We start from the raw sequence: 16,325 nt of genomic DNA on the forward strand, positions 1-16,325 counted from the left end.
TATGTGCGCGCCCTCGGTTCGAGCCGTCGTGGCGATCGTAGCTCAATTGGTTAGAGCGCCGGTTTGTGGTACCGGAGGTTGCGGGTTCAATCCCCGTCGATCGCCCCATCATCGTTGCTTTTCAAAGGGTTCTCCGTGACAGCCTGGGACCTTCCCGACTTCGACGACCATGAGGGCGTTCACCTGTTCCGTGACCGCGCGAGCGGCCTGACGGCAATCATCGCGGTCCATTCGACCGCGCTTGGGCCGGCGGCCGGCGGCGTCCGCTTCTGGCACTACCCGAACCGCGGCGACGCGGTGACCGATGCGCTCCGCCTGTCGCGGGGCATGAGCTACAAGAACGCCATGGCCGGCCTGCCGCTGGGCGGCGGCAAGGGCGTGATCCTGGCCGACAAGGCCGGCACCAAGACGGCGTCGTTGCTGGAAGCGTTCGGCAAGAGCGTCGAATCGCTCGGCGGCCGCTATGTGACGGCCGAGGATGTCGGCATCTCAACCGACGACATGGTCGCGATCTCAAAGGCGACGAAGTTCGTCTCGGGCCTGCCGGTGGCGCAAGGCTCGGCCGGCGGCGATCCCGGGCCGTTCACCGCTTACGGCGTGTTCCTCGGCGTGAAGGCGGCAGTGAAGCGCGTGCTGGGCAAGGACAGCACCAAAGGCGTGCATATCGCGATCCAGGGCGTGGGCAGCGTCGGCGGCGGCCTCGCCAAGCTGCTTGCCGAAGAAGGGGCGAAGCTGACGCTTGCCGACGTGAACGCCGATCGCGCCAAGGCGCTGGCGGCGCAGCTTGGCGGCACGGCGGTTGCGTCGGACGAAATCCTGCGCATCGAGGCGGACGTGATCAGCCCGAACGCTCTGGGCGCGATCCTGACCGAAGAGAGCATTGCCGCGCTGAAGACACCAGTGGTGGCGGGCGGCGCGAACAACCAGCTTGCGACGCCGGAAGACGGCGACCGCATCCATGCGCGCGGCATTCTTTACGCGCCGGACTACGTGATCAACGCGGGCGGCATCATCAATGTCGGCCTCGAATATCTCGGCCGCGGCGACGAAGCGGAAGTGCGCTCGCGCATCCGCCTGATACCGGACCGGCTGGAGCAGGTCTGGGCCGAAAGCGCACACACCGGCGACCCCGCCGCGCGGGTCGCCGACCGGATCGCGCAGCGGTTGATTGGACGGGGCTAATTTCTCCCCTCCCCTTCAGGGGAGGGCCGGGAGTGGGGCTGTCATTGACACGCGGTATTGGTCACTGCCCCACCCCAACCCAGCATCAGGTGAACCGTCCCCCCGGACGGTTCAGGTCAGTCCGGGGGACTGACCGACCTGATGCTCCTGAAGGGGAGGGGCTTAATGTCCTTTCGCGGGTTCGCGTGCTGCGCTAGGTAGGACCCCATTCCCCATGCACGCGTTCGCCAATCCCGCCCGCTTCCTGTCGATCGCCCGGCCGCTGACGCCGTGGCTGTTGTTCGCGGGTGCTTTGCTGTCCGCGTACGGCTTCTATGCCGGGTTGTTCCTGACTCCGCCGGACTATCTGCAGGGCGAGAGCGTGCGGATCATGTATGTGCATGTGCCGGCTGCCTGGCTGGGCATGGGCGGATGGACCGGGCTTGCCCTTGCCAGCATCATGCAGCTCGTCTGGCGGCATCCGCTCGCCGGCGTCGCCGCGCGCGCGATCGCCGCGCCGGGCGCGCTGTTCACGGCCATCTGCCTCGTCACCGGATCGATCTGGGGCAGCCGCACCTGGGGCACCTGGTGGCAATGGGACGGGCGGATGACCTCGATGCTCGTGCTGCTGTTTCTCTATTTCGGCTATATCGCGCTCGCCAATGCGAGCGACGAGAAGGTTAGCGTGTCGAAGGCGACCGCGATCTTCGGGCTGATCGGCGCGGTCAACGTGCCGATCATCAACCGTTCGGTGGTGTGGTGGAACTCGCTGCACCAAGGGCCGAGCATCACGCTCAAGGGCTCGACGATCGCGCCGGAAATCCTGTGGCCGCTCGGCTTCACGACCGTCGGGTTCTCGCTGATGTTCGGCGCGATCGTGCTGATGCGGATGCGGACGTTACTGGCCTCGGCCAAGGTCGAGGCGCGGCTGCGCAGGCTCGCCACCGCATGAGTCACTGGCCCTACATCATCGCGTCCTATGCGCTGACGATCGGCGGCATGGCCGGGCTGGCGCTCGCAAGCTGGCTCAGGATGCGCAAGGCGGAGCGCGACGCGGAGGCGGTCCGGCGCAAATGAAGGCCAAGCATCAAAGACTGACGCTGGTGCTGCTGGCGCTGGCGGCGCTGATCGGCGCGGGGCTGCTCGCGGCCTCGGCGTTGCGCGACCAGGCGGCGTATTTCTATTCGCCGGCCGATCTGCAGCGGAACCCGGTCGAGCCCGGCAAGCATATCCGGCTGGGCGGCATGGTTGCCGACCATTCGATCGTGCGGCAGGCGGATGGGGTAACGATCGACTTCGTCGTGACGGACGGGCCGGCGACGACGAAAGTGCGCTTCAAGGGCATCCCGCCCGACCTGTTCAAGGAAAAGAGCGGCGTGGTTGCGGAAGGGGCGTTCGCGCCCGACGGCATGTTCGTCGCCGATACGATCCTCGCCAAGCATGACGAGCGCTACATGCCGCCCGAGCTGGCGAAGAAGGACGGCAGGCAAGAGCACAAGATGAAGAGCCGCGTGGAATGATTGCCGAGGGGGGCCTGGCAGCTTTGTGGCTGGCGGCGGCGCTGTCGCTGCTGCAGCTCATCATGGGTGCAGTGGCATTGACGCCGGGACGTGAAGAGGCCGGTGCGATCGTGCGGCCGGTTGCGATCGTACAGGGGCTGCTGACGCTCGCCGCCTTCGCCGCGCTGATCACGGTGTTCGTGACCTCCGACATGTCGGTGAAATTGGTCGTGGCGAACAGCAATTCGATGAAGCCGCTGCTCTACAAATTCGCCGGCACTTGGGGGAACCACGAAGGCTCCATGCTGATGTGGGTGACGATCCTGGGCGTTGCGGGGGCGGCGGTCGCGATCTTCGAGCGGCGCGTGTCGGAGCGGATGCTGCTGGCGACCCTGGCCGCGCAGGCGGCGATCGCGCTCGGTTTTTTCGCCTTCCTGCTGTTTTCGTCCAACCCGTTCGAGCGGCTGCCGATGCCGGCGGCGGACGGGCAGGGGCTGAATCCGCTGCTGCAGGACCCGGGTTTGGCCTTTCACCCGCCGACGCTGTACCTCGGCTATGTCGGGCTCTCGGTGGCGTTTTCGTTCGCGGTGGGCGCGCTGGTGACGCGGGAAGTGAACGCGGCGTTCGCCAAGGCGATGCGGCCCTGGGTGCTGGGCGCGTGGATCCTGCTGACGCTCGGCATCACGGCCGGCAGCTATTGGGCCTATTACGAGCTCGGCTGGGGCGGCTGGTGGTTCTGGGACCCGGTCGAGAATGCCTCGCTGATGCCGTGGCTGGCCGCGACGGCGCTGCTCCATTCGGTAACGGTGCTGGCGACACGAGACTCCCTGCGCGCCTGGACGGTGATGCTGGCGGTGGTCGCCTTCTCGATGTCGATGGTCGGCACGTTCCTGGTGCGCTCGGGCATTTTGACGTCGGTGCATGCCTTCGCGGTCGATCCGGAGCGGGGGAGCTTCATCCTGGCTTTGCTCGCCATCTATATCGGCGGGGCACTGGCGCTGTTCGCACTCAGGGTCTCGACGGTGAAGGAGGGCGCGCAGTTCGATCCGGTGAGCCGCGAAGGCATGCTGGTGGCGAACAACCTGTTGCTGACCGCTATCCTCGGCATCGTGTTCGTCGGCACGCTGTATCCGCTCGCGGTCGAGGCCCTGTCGGGCGAGAAGCTTTCGGTCGGGCCGCCTTACTTCAACTCGGCGGCGGGGCCGCTGGCGCTGCTGCTGGTCGCGCTGATGGCGGCGGGGCCGCTGATGCGTTGGCGGCGGGACCGGGCGGGCGCGGTGCTGAACCGGATCGCGGTTCCAGTGCTGGCGACGGCGCTGGTGCTGCTCGCGGTGATGATCTTTGCGCCGCCGCTGGGGGTGCTGCCGACGCTGGGACTGGTGCTGGCGATCGGGGTGGGCACCGCGAGCCTGGCCCCGCTCTGGGGCCGCAACCTGCGCCGCACGCCGCTCTTCACCTGGGGCATGGTGATCGCGCATCTGGGGATCGCGGTCAGCCTGGCCGGCATGGCCTGCGAGAGCGCGTTCACGAAGGAGACTTTGGTCGCGGCACGCGTCGGCGAGGTGAAGAAGGTCGGGCCGTATAATGTCCGGCTGGAAGCGATCGAGCCGGTCGCGGGGCCGAACTGGACGGCGCTGGAGGCGACGCTTACGGCTTGGCAGGACGGGGCCAAGCCGTTCGTGCTGAAGCCGCAGGCGCGGAGCTGGCCCAATCCGCCGACCGAAACCAGCGAGTCGGCGATCTCGACCAAATGGAACGGTCAGCTCTACACGGTGCTCGGCAAGGAAGGCGAGGACGGGCGCTGGCAGCTTCGGCTGTGGTGGAAGCCGTTCGTGACCCTGATCTGGGCGGGCGGCGCGCTGGTCGCGATCGGCGGCGCGCTGTCGCTGCTCGGGCGGGTGCGGCGTGAACGGCGCTACCAGGACCGGATCGCCTACGCATGAAGCGTTTCTGGCTCTGGGCGCCGCTGATCGGCTTCGTGATCTTCTTCGGCGTGGTCGCGTTCAAGCTGGTCAAGCCCGGCGATAATCTGATCACCTCGAAGATGATCGGCAAGCCGGTGCCGGCGTTCGATCTGCCTGCCGGTGCGCCGGGGCGGACTTCGTTCACGAGCAAGGATCTGCAGGACGGCCGGCCGCGGCTGCTCAACATCTTCGCGAGCTGGTGCATTCCGTGCATCTCCGAGGCGCCGGTGCTGGCGCAGCTGAAGGCGCAGGGCGTGAGCATCGACGCGATCGCGATCCGCGACCGGCCGGAGGATGTCGCGGGCTTCCTTGCGCGGAACGGCGATCCGTATGACCGGATCGGTTCGGATGTCGCATCGCGCGTGCAGCTCGCAATGGGCTCGTCGGGCGTGCCGGAAACGTTCGTCGTCGATGGCAAGGGCGTGATCCGCTACCAGCATATCGGCGACATAAGGCCGGAGAATATCCCGGAAATCCTCGAGCAACTGGAGAAGGCGAAGTGAGGCGGCTGGCGCTTGCTCTGGCCTTGGCCGCCGCTCCCGTTCTGGCCGATTCGACGCTGCCGGCGGCGAAGTGGGCGAACGAGCAATTGCCCGATCCTCGCCAAGAGGAAGCGGCCAAGAACCTGATGCTGACGCTTCGCTGCATCGTTTGCCAGGGGCAGTCGATCGCCGATTCGGATGCCGAACTGGCCGGCGACATGCGGGCGATGGTGCGGACGCGGATCGCGGCGGGAGAGAAGCCGGAGGCGATCCGGGCATGGCTGGTCGAGCGCTATGGGCAATGGGTCAGCTACAAGCCGTTGGTCGAGCCGCTGACCTGGCCGCTCTGGTTCGCGCCGCTCGCGCTGCTGGCCGTCGGCGCCTTCCTTGCGCGCGGCCGTTTCCGGAAGCATCGCTGATGGGCTGGGTGATCATGTTCGCGCTCGTCGCCATTGTCGGCGCGGCGCTGTGGAAATCGCGCCATCTGCCGCGCGCGGCGTTCGAGCCGATCGCGGCGGCGCTGCTGCTGGGTCTTGCGGGCTATGCGCTGCAGGGCTCGCCGGGCCTCCCCAGCCATCGCGTCACGCCGCCCGACGACACGTCCAAGGCCAACGAGACCGAGATCGAAATCCGCAACGAGATGGGCGAGCAGCGCTTCGGCAGCGGCCCTTCCTGGCTGATGGCGGCGGACGGGGCAATGCGCGCAGGCTCGCCGATGGCGGCGGTCACCTACATCAAGTCCGGCCTGAAGCAGAACCCCAACGATCCGGACCTGTGGGTGGGCCTCGGCAATGCGCTGGTGGTGCACAATGGCGGCATGGTCTCGCCGGCCGCGACTTACGCCTTCCAGAAAGCGGCGCAGATTGCGCCCGAGCATCCGGGGCCGCCCTTCTTCATGGGGCTGGCGCTGGCGCAATCCGGGCAGTTCGCCCAGGCCAGGGCGATCTGGACCGAGCTGTTGAAGCGAGCGCCGGCCGACGCCCCCTGGAAGGCCGATCTGGAGCAAAGGTTGGCGCAGCTTCCGAGCTAGGCTATGGCGCGCCGGCCAGAGGGTCGGGCGGCCGCGTCGCACTTCGGTGCGCCGAGGAAAGTCCGGGCTCCACGGAACAACGGTGCCGGGTAACGCCCGGCGAGGGGCGAAAGCCTCTTAGGGAAAGTGCCACAGAAAGCAGACCGCCGCGGCCTCGGCCAGGCAAGGGCGAAAGGGTGCGGCAAGAGCGCACCGCGGGACCGGCAACGGAACCGGCACGGCAAACCCCACCGGGAGCAAGACCGAATAGGGGCGGCACATGAGCCTTGTTCCGGCTCGTCGCCCGGGTTGGTTGCTGGAGGCTGTCGGCAACGGCAGCCCGAGAGGAATGGCCGCACATCGCCCGCAAGGGCGAGGACAGAACCCGGCTTACAGACCCTCTGGCGCCGCGAGGGAGCGCTGCGCGCCGCAGCGCGGTCGGGCGGCGAGGCATGCCCGGCCCACGCGGCTGGCCAGCGGCGCCACAAGCGCTGACTGACGATGCGGATTCACTCCGCGTCGGCCTCACCTCAGCGGTCGCAATATTCCCACTGGCCGGCGTTGCAGGCAGCGACAGCGTGGCGCCACGCGGCCATCTTGCGCCCATAATCGGCGCGCGCGTCGGCATAACGGGTGTCGCGCGCATTTCGCGCAGCGTGGAACGCCTGCATCCGCTGCGCGTCGCGCCGGCGGACATAGGCGAGCTGTTCCTGATTCATGCGCTTGATGATGGCGCGATCCCGCGCCCGCGCCGCGGCACTGCGCATCGTGGGATCGTGCGGATCGTCGGCAAAGGCCGCCGCCGGCAAGAACGTCGCCCCCATCGCGAGCGCGCACACGAACGAACCGAATTTCTTGAACATTGGCCCCTCCGAGGCTCTGGCGTCGTTGGGGTACAGTGCAATGAAAAGTCTTAAACAGACCTAACCGACTACCGGCAGGGAACCCGTTCACCATTCCGGTCATTTGACGCCAAGGCGCCTCGGGGGTAATCCGCGGGGTATCGAAAAGCGCGCCCTGGTCCTCAGGAGCGCGCCGTTTGTATTGCTTTGGGGAGGATGCTTTGGCCGATCGCGCGCCTGTTCATACGCTTGGGTCTCAGGGCATCGAAACCGGTGCCGAGCTGCACTGGAATCTGACCACGGCGCCGCTGGTCGAGCATGCCGTGCGCCGCGGCGAAGGCCTGATGGCCAAGGACGGCCCGCTCGTCGTCGCCACGGGCAAGCACACCGGCCGCTCGGCCAACGACAAGTTCATCGTCCGCGATGCAGAGACCGAGAACACCGTCTGGTGGGGCAAGACCAACAAGGGCATGACGCCCGACCATTTCCAGGCGCTGAAGCAGGACTTCCTCGCTCACCTGAAGACCAAGCCGACATTGTTCGTGCAGGACCTGTTCGGCGGTTCGCAGCCCGAGCATCGCGTCCGGGTGCGCGTGATCAACGAATATGCGTGGCATAACTTGTTCATCCGCACGCTGCTGGTGCGGCCGGAAGAGAGCGAGTTGGCCGGCTTCGTGCCCGAATACACGATCATCGACCTGCCGAGCTTTCAGGCTGATCCCGAGCGCCACGGCACCCGCAGCGAGACAGTGATCGCGGTCAATTTCTCCGAAAAGCTGATCCTGATCGGCGGCACCGCCTATGCCGGCGAAATGAAGAAGAGCGTGTTCGGCATCCTCAATTACCTGCTTCCGGTAAAGGGCGTGATGCCGATGCACTGCTCGGCGAACATCGGCCCGAACGGCGACACGGCGGTGTTCTTCGGGCTTTCGGGCACCGGCAAGACGACGCTTTCGGCCGACGCCAGCCGCACGCTGATCGGCGACGACGAGCACGGCTGGTCCGACACCGCCGTCTTCAACTTCGAAGGCGGCTGCTACGCCAAGATGATCCGCCTTTCGCCGGAGGCGGAGCCGGAGATTTACGCGACGTCGAAGCGCTTCGGCACGGTGCTCGAGAATGTCGTGATCGATCCGGTGACGCGCGAGCTCGATTTCGACGACGCCAGCCTGGCCGAGAACAGCCGCGGCGCCTATCCGATCGATTTCATCCCGAACACGTCCGAGAAGAATCTCGGGCCGGTTCCGAAGAACATGATCTTCCTGACGGCCGACGCTTACGGCGTGCTGCCGCCGATCGCCAAGCTGACGGCCGACCAGGCGATGTATCACTTCCTATCGGGCTATACCGCGCGCGTGGCCGGCACCGAAATCGGCGTGACCGAGCCGGACGCGACCTTCTCTACCTGCTTCGGCGCGCCTTTCATGCCGCGCCACCCGTCGGTCTATGGCAATCTGCTGAAGGAGCGGATCGCCAAGGGCGGCGTCGATTGCTGGCTGGTCAACACCGGCTGGACCGGCGGCAAATACGGCACCGGCAGCCGCATGCCGATCAAGGCGACGCGGGCGCTGCTGAACGCCGCGCTCGACGGATCGCTGAACAATGCCGAGTTCCGCACCGATCCGAATTTCGGCTTCAAGGTGCCGGTGAGCGTGCCGGGCGTCGACAGCGCGATCCTCGATCCGCGAAGCACTTGGACGGACAAAGCGGCCTATGACGAGACCGCCCGCAAGCTCGTCCAGCAGTTTATCGACAATTTCGAGCAATTCGAAGCGCATGTCGACGAAGGCGTCCGCCAGAGCGCGCCCAAGGCCGCCTGAGCGCTGCGCTTGACGCTGCCGGGCCGCCGCCGCAAGGCCGCGGCATGAGCGACGATTTCGCACGCTGGATCGGGTCCACCCTTGGCGCCGCGCCGGGGGATCTGGACCTGTACCAGCGCGCGACGACGCACAGCAGCCGCGAGGAAAGCGATTACGAGCGGCTCGAATTCCTGGGAGACCGGGTGCTGGGGCTGGTGATCGCGCGCTGGCTCTACGAGCGGCATCCGGATGAACCGGAGGGCAAGCTCTCGTGGCGGCTGAACGCATTGGTGTCGGGCGTGGTGTGCGCCGAGATCGGGCGTGAGATGGGGCTGGGCGCGCATGTCCGGCTCGGCAAGCAGGCACGTGAGGACGGCGCGGCCGACAGCGACAATGTGCTGGGCGACGTGGTCGAGGCGCTGATCGGGGCGCTGTATCTGGATCATGGCTTTGACGCCGCGCAGGCGTTCGTGCGGACGCGCTGGGAAGGGCGGATCGACGATCAACGCCGCGCGCCGCAGCATCCCAAGTCCGCGCTGCAGGAATGGGCCGCCGCGCACCGCCGCAAGCCGCCGGTCTATGCCGTGACCGGGTGCGACGGCCCGCAGCACAATCCGCGCTTCACCGTCACGGTCTCGATCAAGGGTGCGGGCGAGGCGAGCGCGGAAGGCACGTCGAAACAGGAAGCGGAGACGGCGGCTGCGAAAGCGCTGCTGGAGCAATTGGGGTGAGCGAACATTGCGGCCTGGTCGCGATCGTGGGCGCGCCGAATGCGGGCAAGTCGACGCTGGTCAATGCGCTGGTGGGGCAGAAAGTCGCGATCGTCAGTCCCAAGGCGCAGACGACGCGCACGCGGCTGATGGGCATCGCGATCGAGGGCGAGGCGCAGGTGATGCTGGTCGATACGCCCGGCATTTTCGAGCCGCGGCGGCGGCTTGACCGGGCGATGGTGCAGGCGGCGTGGGGCGGGGCGGCGGATGCCGACCTGATCGCGCTGATCGTCGACGCCAAGGCCGGGCTCGGGCCCAAAGTCATGTCGATCGTCGAAGCGCTGAAGAGCCGGCCGGAGCCGAAGCTGCTGGTGCTGAACAAGGTGGATGTCGCAGCCAAGGACAAATTGCTCGTCCACGCGCAGCGGCTGACCGAGGCGCTGCCGTTCGAGGACGTGTACATGGTGAGTGCGGCGACCGGCGACGGCATCGCCGACCTGAAGCGCGCGCTGGCGGAGCGGATGCCGGAGGGCCCATGGCATTTCCCCGAGGATCAGGTCAGCGACATCACCGACCGCATGCTCGCCGCCGAAGTGACGCGCGAGCAGCTGTATCTCCAGCTTCACGCCGAGCTGCCTTATGCCAGCGCGGTCGAGACCGAAGCTTATAAGGAACGGCCGGACGGATCGGTCGAGATCCACCAGCAGATCCTCGTCGCGCGGCCGACGCAGCGTGCGATCGTGCTCGGCAAGGGCGGTGCGCAGATCAGAGCCATTGGCGAGAAAGCGCGCGCCGAGATCGGAGCGCAGTTGGGGCGGAAGGTCCACCTCTATCTGCACGTCAAGGTCAAGCCCGACTGGGATGAGGACCGCGGCGTGTTCCGCGACCTGGGGCTGGACTGGGTGGAATAGCCGCTACCGGCTGAGCACTTCCTCCACCCATTCCGGCACCAGCTTGCTGGCCGGGCCGGTGCGGGTTTCGGAGAAGAGATAGCTGCCGGCGGAGGGCTCCAGGTTCAGCTCCAGCGCCCAGGCGCCGTAGTGGCGGGCGGTCTGGACGAAGCCGGCGGCCGGATAGACGGCGCCCGAAGTGCCGATCGACACGAACAGGTCGGCGCGCGACAGGGCCGCGTCGATGCGCTCCATCTCGTAGGGCATCTCCCCGAAGAACACGATGTCGGGACGGAGCGCTTTCGCCTCGCATGAGGGGCAGGGCGGGCGATCGCCCATCGGCTCCTCCCACGCCCGCCGCGCGCCGCAGGCCGCGCAGAGCGCCGACTTCAGCTCGCCGTGCATGTGCAGCATCCGCTTGGCGCCGGCGCGCTCGTGCAGGTCGTCGACGTTCTGGGTGACGATCAGAAGCCCGCCGGGCCACTGGGCGTCGAGCCGGGCCAAGGCATAGTGCGCCGCGTTGGGCTCGACTTCGGCCAGCTTCGCCCGGCGCGCGTCGTAAAAGGCATGCACCAGCGCCGGATCGCGCGCGAGGGCCCGCGGCGTACAGACATCCTCGACCCGGTGGCCTTCCCACAAGCCGTCCTGCCCACGGAAGGTGGCGAGGCCGCTTTCGGCGGAAATGCCCGCGCCGGTCAGGACGACGATGTTTTCGATCTCACGCATCCGGGCCGCTTAGCGCATGGGCGGCGTCGCCGTCACGGCTTGTCGATGAACGCGCGCACCAGCTTTACCGTCGCTTGCGGGTTTTCTTCCATGATCCAGTGGCCCGAGGCCGGAACGACGCCTCCGCTCACATTGTCCGCGCCCGCCCGCATGAGGTCGGCCATCTGGGCACCGAAGCTCTTTTCGCCGCCAAGGGCGAGGACCGGCATCTTCAGCTTGCCGTGAGCGGTGAGCCAGGCGCGGTTGTCGATCGCGTCCTGATCGAAGGCGTGAAACTGCTCGAAGCCGGAATGCATCGCGCCGGCAAGCGCGTAGAGTCGGGCGTAATGCTGGCGCGATTGTTCGGTGAAGCGTTTCGGATCGGCTGAGAATTCGTTCCAGAAGCGATCGAGATAGATGCGCTCGCGACCGGCGACGAGCCGCTCCATGTCCGGTCCGCCGAAGCGAAAATGCCAGAGCAGGGGGTTCTGGACGATCTGCTCCCAGGGGCCGACGCCGGGAACGGGTGCGTCGATCACGACAAGCCGGGAGACGCGCTCGGGATGTTTCTCCGCAAAGGCGAAGGCGACCATGTTGCCGATGTCGTGCGCGACGATGTCGGCGCGGGCGATCTTCAGCCGGTCGAGCACGCCGGCCACATCTTCGGCCTGGTTCATCTTGGTGAAGCCGCCGGCCGGTTTGGACGACAGGCCGAGGCCACGCAGATCGGGAGCGATGACGGTGTGGTCACGGATCAGGTCGGCGGCGAGCGGCGCCCACATGTCGCCGGTCTCACCATAGCCGTGGAGGAGGACGATCGCCGGTCCCGATCCGCCGACACGGACGTGGATCGTCGCGCCGTTCACGGCCACATCCTCGGTTCGGAAGGCGGCGGGATAAGGCGGCACTTGAGCGCCGAGTGGAGCGGCGAACGCGAGCGCAGCGGCCAAGCCCAAGATAAAGCGCATTATCTCCACTCCCTATTATTGAACGACGATCTGACCCGTCATGCCGAAGCTGGAATGCAGGAAGTGCGAGCAGTGGAGCTTGTAGGTGCCGGCCGCCGGCGCGACGAGGCGGATGTCGACGCTTTCGCCCTTCTTCAGCTCGATCGTGCCTTTGCCGACCCTGGCGCGGTCCGCAGTCGAGACCTGGGCGGCGGCGAAGAACTGCGCGGCGTCGAAATTGTGGCCGCCGCTGGCTTCGTTGACGAGGTGCAGCCGATAGGGCTCGCCGTGGCGGAGCTGGATCGTGTCCGGCGTGAATTTGAAGTTGGAGAGGCGGACGTCGACCTCGCGCGCGCTGCTCCAGTCCGGTTGGGCGCGGGCGGAGGAGGAGAGAGCGAGCATGACGAACGCGAGCAACAGGTACCGCATCAAAGCCTCCGTTTCGGATACGTCATCATAGACGAAAGCCGCGCCTTGTTCATTCCCAGATTTTGCCGGAAAGAGCGTGGCCATGAAGATCGGGATCCTGGGTGTGACCGGCCGCATGGGCCGGGCGATCGGCAACGCTGCGGCGGAAGCCGGCGTTACGGTCGCGGGCGGCATCGATCGCGAAGGCGCGGTGCATGGCGACTACGCCGATGCGGCTTCCCTGGCGGCGGCGAGCGACGTGCTGATCGATTTCTCCGCGGTCGCGGCGTTCGATGAGCATCTGAAGATCGCGGTCGAGGCAGGAAAGCCAATCCTGATCGGGACGACCGGACTGCAGCCCGAGCATCATGCGACGATCGACGAGGCGGCGAAGGCGATCGCGGTGCTGCAATCGGCGAACACGTCGCTCGGCATCAACCTGCTGCGCGGGCTGATCGAGCAGGCGGCGGCGCGGCTGGGGCCGGACTGGGACATCGAGGTGCTGGAAATGCACCACCGGCACAAGGTCGACGCGCCTTCGGGCACCGCGTTGCTGCTCGCGCAATCGGCGGCGAAGGGGCGGGGATCGACGCTGCAGGAACTGAGCCGGTTCGACCGGATCAGCGAGCATCCGCATGCCCGCGAGGAAGGGACGATCGGCTATGCGTCCCTGCGCGGCGGATCGGTCGCGGGCGATCACATGCTGATCTTCGCGGGCGAGGGGGAACGGATCGAGTTCGGCCACCGCGCCGACAGCCGCGCAATCTTCGCCCGCGGGGCGATCCGCGGGGCGGAATGGCTCAAGGACCAGCCGGCAGGCCGCTACACCATGGTCGACGTGCTCGGCCTGTGAACGACGCGCCCGCCCAGCCGCACCTCGTCCGGCGGCTTGGCCTGTTCGACGTGACGATGCTGGTGATGGGCGGCATCATCGGCTCCGGCATCTTCGTGAACCCGGCCGAGGTCGCGCGGCACGTCGGCACGCCGGTGCTGATCGTCGGCGTGTGGCTGCTGGGCGGGCTGATCGCGATGGCGGGTGCGTTCGTCTATGCCGAGCTCGCCGCGCGCCGGCCGGACGTGGGCGGCCAATATGCCTATCTGCGCGACGCCTGGGGGCCGTTGCCGGCTTTCCTTTATGGCTGGGCTTTGCTGCTGGTCATCCAGTCGGGCGGTATGGCGGCAGTGGCGATCACCTTCGCGCGCTATGTCGTCGATCTGACCGGGATCGGTGTGCCTGAATGGACGCTGGCGGTGGCGTCGCTGGCGCTGCTGACGGCGATCAACTGCCTGGGCGTGCGCGCCGGCGGCACGGTGCAGAGCTTACTCATGGTGCTGAAGATCGGCGCCATCGCGATGCTGGTGCTGTGCGGGCTGCTGCTCGCGCCGCATGCGCCGGCGGCGGTGCGCGAAACTGCTGTGCCTGTTGCTGGTGTTGCCGCGATCGGTGCGGCGCTGACGCCGGTGATGTTCTCCTATGGCGGCTGGCAGACGGCGAGCTTCGTCGCGGGCGAGATGCGCGATCCGCGGCGTGATCTGGCGCGGGCATTGATGCTCGGTGTGCTGGGCGTGGTGACGCTGTATGCGCTGACGGCGCTCGTCTGCGTGCTGGTGCTGGGACCGGAGGGGCTGGCGCAATCGAAGACGCCGGCCAGCGACGTCATGCGGGCGGCGCTGGGCGAGACCGGCGCGACGCTGATCGGGCTGGGCATCGCGATCTCGGCGCTCGGGTTCCTCAGCCAAGGGATGCTGACCACGCCGCGCGTCTATTTCGCGATGGCGGAGGACGGGCTGTTCTTTCGCGGCATCGCGGCGGTCAGTCCGCGCACCCATGCGCCGGTCGCGGCGATCCTGTTGCAGGGCGTTGTCGCGTGCCTGATCGCGCTCAGCGGCACCTACGGGCAGATCCTGAGCTATGTCGTGTCCGTCGATTTCATCTTCTTCGGACTGACTGGCGCTGCGCTATTCGTGTACCGGCGGCGGACGCCCGACATGGACGGCTTCCGGGCACCGGGGCATCCCTGGACGACGCTATTCTTCGTGCTGGCCTGCGCGGTGACGGTGCTGGGCACGGTCTGGACCAGTCCGGTCAACAGCGCGATCGGGTTTGCTATTCTGTTGGCGGGTGTGCCGGTCTGCCTATTCCGGCTGCGGAGGCGCCGCGCGTGAGAGTCCTAGCTTCCGAATATATGTACTGGGCGAAGAACCAGGCGGCGGTGCGCTATGCGCTCGGGTCGAGCGAAGTGCCGGCCTGCGCGCTGGACCGGTGGCCGATCGCGATCGCGGACCTCGAGCTCGATGGGCGGAGCCGCTACCGCTATCCGCCGCTGCGCGAAGCCATTGCGCGGCACGATGGCGTCACGGCCGATCGCGTGGTGATGGCGGACGGCACCTCGATGGCGAACATGCTCGCCATGGCGGCGCTGATTGCACCGGGTGACGAAGTGGTCGCGGAGCACCCGGTCTATGAGCCGATGGTGGCGGCGGCGCAGTTCCTGGGTGCAACCGTGCGCTCGTTCGAGCGGCGCGGGCCGGATTTCGCGATCGATCCCGGCGAAGTCGAACGCGCCGTCATGCCGAAGACGCGGCTGATCCTGCTGACCAACCTGCACAACCCGACAGGCAACCTTGCAGATGCGGCGACGCTGAGGGCGGTCGCCGACATTGCTGTGCGGGTGGGCGCGCATGTGCTGGTGGACGAAGTCTATCTCGATGCTGCGCTTCCGTCGCAACAGACCGCCGCATTGCTCGGCGATCGGTTCGTCGTCACGTCGAGCCTGACCAAATGCTACGGCCTGAGCGGCATTCGCTGCGGCTGGATCATCGCCAGTCCGGAGCTCGCCGAGCGGATGTGGCGGCTGAACGAGCTGTTCGCCGTCGCCCAATCGCACGCCGCCGAGCGGCTGGCGCTGATCGCGTTCGAGCATCTGCACGAAGTCGCGAGCGCGAACGCCGCGCTGCTGCAGCACAATCGCGCGCTGGCGAACGCCTTTTTCGCGAGCCGCGACGATCTGGAATGCTCGCCGATGACCGGCGGGATCACCGCTTTTCCGCGGCTGATCTCCGGCGATGTCAATGCGCTCTATCGCCTGCTGGTGGAGCGCTACGACACCTCGATCGTGCCGGGGCGGTTTTTCGGCGCCGCCGGCCATTTTCGGTTGGGCGTCGGCCAACCGACCGAGATTGTAGCGGCGGGGCTGGAGCGGCTCGGCGCCGCGCTGGATTCGCTCAAGTGAAGAAGGCCGACGTTTTCGAATTCTTCCGCCGCCTCGCCGAGGACAATCCCTCGCCGGAGACGGAGCTGGAATCGGTCAATACCTACACCTTGCTGGTGGCGGTCGTGCTGTCCGCACAGGCGACCGATGCCGGCGTCAACAAGGCGACGCGCAAGCTGTTTCAGCAAGTGCAGACGCCTGCGCAGATGATGGCGCTGGGCGAGGAGCGGCTGAAGGAGCACATCAAGACGATCGGCCTGTTCAACACCAAGGCGAAGAACGTCATTGCGCTCAGTCAGGCGCTGATCGACGAGCATGGCGGCGAAGTGCCGGCCGACCGTGACGCGCTCGAGAAGCTGCCGGGCGTCGGTCGCAAGACGGCGAATGTGGTGATGAACACGGCCTTCGGGCAGGAGACGTTCGCCGTCGACACCCACATCTTCCGCGTCGGCAATCGCACGCGGCTGGCGCCCGGAAAAACGCCGCTGGCGGTCGAACTCAAGCTGGAGAAAGTGGTGCCGCAGCCCTTTCGCCTGGGCGCGCATCACTGGCTGATCCTGCACGGCCGCTACATCTGCAAGGCGCGGCGCCCCGAGTGCTGGCGCTGCATCGTCGCGGACCTTTGCCCTTATCAGCCGAAGACGCCGCCGCCTGCTGCTTAGCGGCTCCCTTTGGCGCGCGGATCGTTGTATGATCG

The 16,325-nt window shown here is 67.1% G+C and carries 19 protein-coding genes, 1 tRNA gene and 1 other RNA gene; 17 read left to right on the top strand and 4 right to left on the bottom strand.

Annotation, left to right across the window (positions count from 1 at the left end; all coding sequences use genetic code 11):
• Nucleotides 1-31: 31 nt before the first annotated feature.
• From ACFSCW_RS07205 to rnpB, 10 genes are all read left to right on the top strand, one after another.
• Nucleotides 32-108 (top strand) — tRNA-His (locus ACFSCW_RS07205).
• A 27-nt stretch (nt 109-135) separates the two neighbouring features.
• Entirely contained in the window at nt 136-1,182 is a 1,047-nt protein-coding gene (locus ACFSCW_RS07210; RefSeq protein WP_380888170.1) for a Glu/Leu/Phe/Val family dehydrogenase, read from the top strand.
• Between the two features lie 214 nt (nt 1,183-1,396).
• Nucleotides 1,397-2,113 carry a heme ABC transporter permease CcmC gene (gene ccmC / locus ACFSCW_RS07215; RefSeq protein WP_380888171.1) on the top strand — a complete coding sequence of 239 codons (717 nt, stop codon included), beginning with the start codon at nt 1,397-1,399 and terminating at the stop codon, nt 2,111-2,113.
• Entirely contained in the window at nt 2,110-2,238 is a 129-nt protein-coding gene (locus ACFSCW_RS07220) for a heme exporter protein CcmD (RefSeq protein ID WP_380888172.1), read from the top strand. The genes ccmC and ACFSCW_RS07220 overlap by 4 nt, the downstream gene beginning before the upstream one ends.
• Nucleotides 2,235-2,681 carry a cytochrome c maturation protein CcmE gene (ccmE, locus tag ACFSCW_RS07225; RefSeq protein WP_380888173.1) on the top strand — a complete coding sequence of 149 codons (447 nt, stop codon included), beginning with the start codon at nt 2,235-2,237 and terminating at the stop codon, nt 2,679-2,681. Before ACFSCW_RS07220 ends, ccmE begins: the two co-directional genes overlap by 4 nt.
• Complete coding sequence (locus ACFSCW_RS07230; RefSeq protein ID WP_380888174.1) at nt 2,678-4,603, top strand: heme lyase CcmF/NrfE family subunit; 1,926 nt, start codon at nt 2,678-2,680, stop codon at nt 4,601-4,603. Before ccmE ends, ACFSCW_RS07230 begins: the two co-directional genes overlap by 4 nt.
• Entirely contained in the window at nt 4,600-5,127 is a 528-nt protein-coding gene (locus ACFSCW_RS07235; RefSeq protein ID WP_380888175.1) for a DsbE family thiol:disulfide interchange protein, read from the top strand. The genes ACFSCW_RS07230 and ACFSCW_RS07235 overlap by 4 nt, the downstream gene beginning before the upstream one ends.
• Nucleotides 5,124-5,525 carry a cytochrome c-type biogenesis protein gene (locus ACFSCW_RS07240; protein ID WP_380888176.1) on the top strand — a complete coding sequence of 134 codons (402 nt, stop codon included), beginning with the start codon at nt 5,124-5,126 and terminating at the stop codon, nt 5,523-5,525. The genes ACFSCW_RS07235 and ACFSCW_RS07240 overlap by 4 nt, the downstream gene beginning before the upstream one ends.
• Nucleotides 5,525-6,136 carry a tetratricopeptide repeat protein gene (locus ACFSCW_RS07245; RefSeq protein ID WP_380888177.1) on the top strand — a complete coding sequence of 204 codons (612 nt, stop codon included), beginning with the start codon at nt 5,525-5,527 and terminating at the stop codon, nt 6,134-6,136. Before ACFSCW_RS07240 ends, ACFSCW_RS07245 begins: the two co-directional genes overlap by 1 nt.
• A 15-nt stretch (nt 6,137-6,151) precedes the next feature.
• Nucleotides 6,152-6,524, top strand: an RNA gene (gene rnpB / locus ACFSCW_RS07250) — RNase P RNA component class A.
• A 121-nt stretch (nt 6,525-6,645) separates the two neighbouring features.
• Here rnpB and ACFSCW_RS07255 read toward each other — a convergent pair.
• Entirely contained in the window at nt 6,646-6,978 is a 333-nt protein-coding gene (locus ACFSCW_RS07255) for a hypothetical protein (RefSeq protein ID WP_380888178.1), read from the bottom strand.
• A 200-nt stretch (nt 6,979-7,178) separates the two neighbouring features.
• On the opposite strand from ACFSCW_RS07255, the gene ACFSCW_RS07260 reads away from it, so the two are divergent.
• Genes ACFSCW_RS07260 through era form a run of 3 tightly spaced genes read left to right on the top strand, consistent with a single transcriptional unit; the run spans nt 7,179 to nt 10,377 of the window.
• Complete coding sequence (locus ACFSCW_RS07260) at nt 7,179-8,777, top strand: phosphoenolpyruvate carboxykinase (protein ID WP_380888179.1); 1,599 nt, start codon at nt 7,179-7,181, stop codon at nt 8,775-8,777.
• A 44-nt stretch (nt 8,778-8,821) separates the two neighbouring features.
• Nucleotides 8,822-9,487 carry a ribonuclease III gene (rnc, locus tag ACFSCW_RS07265; protein WP_380888180.1) on the top strand — a complete coding sequence of 222 codons (666 nt, stop codon included), beginning with the start codon at nt 8,822-8,824 and terminating at the stop codon, nt 9,485-9,487.
• A complete protein-coding gene (gene era / locus ACFSCW_RS07270; RefSeq protein ID WP_380888181.1) occupies nt 9,484-10,377 on the top strand; it encodes a GTPase Era in 894 nt (297 codons plus the stop codon). Before rnc ends, era begins: the two co-directional genes overlap by 4 nt.
• A gap of 3 nt (nt 10,378-10,380) precedes the next feature.
• Here the strand turns inward: era and ACFSCW_RS07275 are convergent, their stop codons facing one another.
• From ACFSCW_RS07275 to ACFSCW_RS07285, 3 genes are read right to left on the bottom strand one after another with little or no spacing between them, the layout of a single operon-like run.
• Complete coding sequence (locus tag ACFSCW_RS07275; RefSeq protein WP_380888182.1) at nt 10,381-11,082, bottom strand: NAD-dependent deacylase; 702 nt, start codon at nt 11,080-11,082, stop codon at nt 10,381-10,383.
• Between the two features lie 32 nt (nt 11,083-11,114).
• Nucleotides 11,115-12,029, bottom strand: a complete 915-nt coding sequence (locus ACFSCW_RS07280) for an alpha/beta fold hydrolase (protein WP_380888183.1) — start codon at nt 12,027-12,029, stop codon at nt 11,115-11,117.
• Nucleotides 12,030-12,044: 15 nt separating this feature from the next.
• A complete protein-coding gene (locus ACFSCW_RS07285) occupies nt 12,045-12,437 on the bottom strand; it encodes a cupredoxin domain-containing protein (RefSeq protein WP_380888184.1) in 393 nt (130 codons plus the stop codon).
• 82 nt (nt 12,438-12,519) lie between these two features.
• Here ACFSCW_RS07285 and dapB point away from each other — a divergent pair, with 82 nt between their 5' ends.
• From dapB to nth, 4 genes are read left to right on the top strand one after another with little or no spacing between them, the layout of a single operon-like run.
• Nucleotides 12,520-13,269 carry a 4-hydroxy-tetrahydrodipicolinate reductase gene (gene dapB / locus ACFSCW_RS07290; protein ID WP_380888185.1) on the top strand — a complete coding sequence of 250 codons (750 nt, stop codon included), beginning with the start codon at nt 12,520-12,522 and terminating at the stop codon, nt 13,267-13,269.
• Nucleotides 13,266-14,582, top strand: a complete 1,317-nt coding sequence (locus ACFSCW_RS07295; RefSeq protein WP_380888186.1) for an APC family permease — start codon at nt 13,266-13,268, stop codon at nt 14,580-14,582. The genes dapB and ACFSCW_RS07295 overlap by 4 nt, the downstream gene beginning before the upstream one ends.
• Nucleotides 14,579-15,649, top strand: coding sequence for a pyridoxal phosphate-dependent aminotransferase (locus ACFSCW_RS07300; RefSeq protein WP_380888187.1), 1,071 nt, complete (start codon nt 14,579-14,581; stop codon nt 15,647-15,649). Before ACFSCW_RS07295 ends, ACFSCW_RS07300 begins: the two co-directional genes overlap by 4 nt.
• Nucleotides 15,646-16,290, top strand: coding sequence for an endonuclease III (nth, locus tag ACFSCW_RS07305; protein ID WP_380888188.1), 645 nt, complete (start codon nt 15,646-15,648; stop codon nt 16,288-16,290). Before ACFSCW_RS07300 ends, nth begins: the two co-directional genes overlap by 4 nt.
• Nucleotides 16,291-16,325 lie beyond the last annotated feature (35 nt).

Source organism: Sphingomonas tabacisoli, assembly GCF_042678385.1.
Lineage (GTDB): Bacteria > Pseudomonadota > Alphaproteobacteria > Sphingomonadales > Sphingomonadaceae > Sphingomonas_B > Sphingomonas_B tabacisoli.

Bases quoted from the DNA above. Each gene is read 5' to 3' on its own strand.
- ACFSCW_RS07235 (WP_380888175.1), top strand. From the start codon at position 4,600: ATGAAGCGTTTCTGGCTCTGGGCGCCGCTGATCGGCTTCGTGATCTTC.
- ACFSCW_RS07220 (WP_380888172.1), top strand. From the start codon at position 2,110: ATGAGTCACTGGCCCTACATCATCGCGTCCTATGCGCTGACGATCGGC.
- ccmC (WP_380888171.1), top strand. From the start codon at position 1,397: ATGCACGCGTTCGCCAATCCCGCCCGCTTCCTGTCGATCGCCCGGCCG.
- ACFSCW_RS07255 (WP_380888178.1), bottom strand. From the start codon at position 6,978: ATGTTCAAGAAATTCGGTTCGTTCGTGTGCGCGCTCGCGATGGGGGCG.
- ACFSCW_RS07285 (WP_380888184.1), bottom strand. From the start codon at position 12,437: ATGCGGTACCTGTTGCTCGCGTTCGTCATGCTCGCTCTCTCCTCCTCC.
- ACFSCW_RS07245 (WP_380888177.1), top strand. From the start codon at position 5,525: ATGGGCTGGGTGATCATGTTCGCGCTCGTCGCCATTGTCGGCGCGGCG.
- rnc (WP_380888180.1), top strand. From the start codon at position 8,822: ATGAGCGACGATTTCGCACGCTGGATCGGGTCCACCCTTGGCGCCGCG.
- ACFSCW_RS07230 (WP_380888174.1), top strand. From the start codon at position 2,678: ATGATTGCCGAGGGGGGCCTGGCAGCTTTGTGGCTGGCGGCGGCGCTG.
- ACFSCW_RS07275 (WP_380888182.1), bottom strand. From the start codon at position 11,082: ATGCGTGAGATCGAAAACATCGTCGTCCTGACCGGCGCGGGCATTTCC.
- ccmE (WP_380888173.1), top strand. From the start codon at position 2,235: ATGAAGGCCAAGCATCAAAGACTGACGCTGGTGCTGCTGGCGCTGGCG.
- dapB (WP_380888185.1), top strand. From the start codon at position 12,520: ATGAAGATCGGGATCCTGGGTGTGACCGGCCGCATGGGCCGGGCGATC.
- ACFSCW_RS07280 (WP_380888183.1), bottom strand. From the start codon at position 12,029: ATGCGCTTTATCTTGGGCTTGGCCGCTGCGCTCGCGTTCGCCGCTCCA.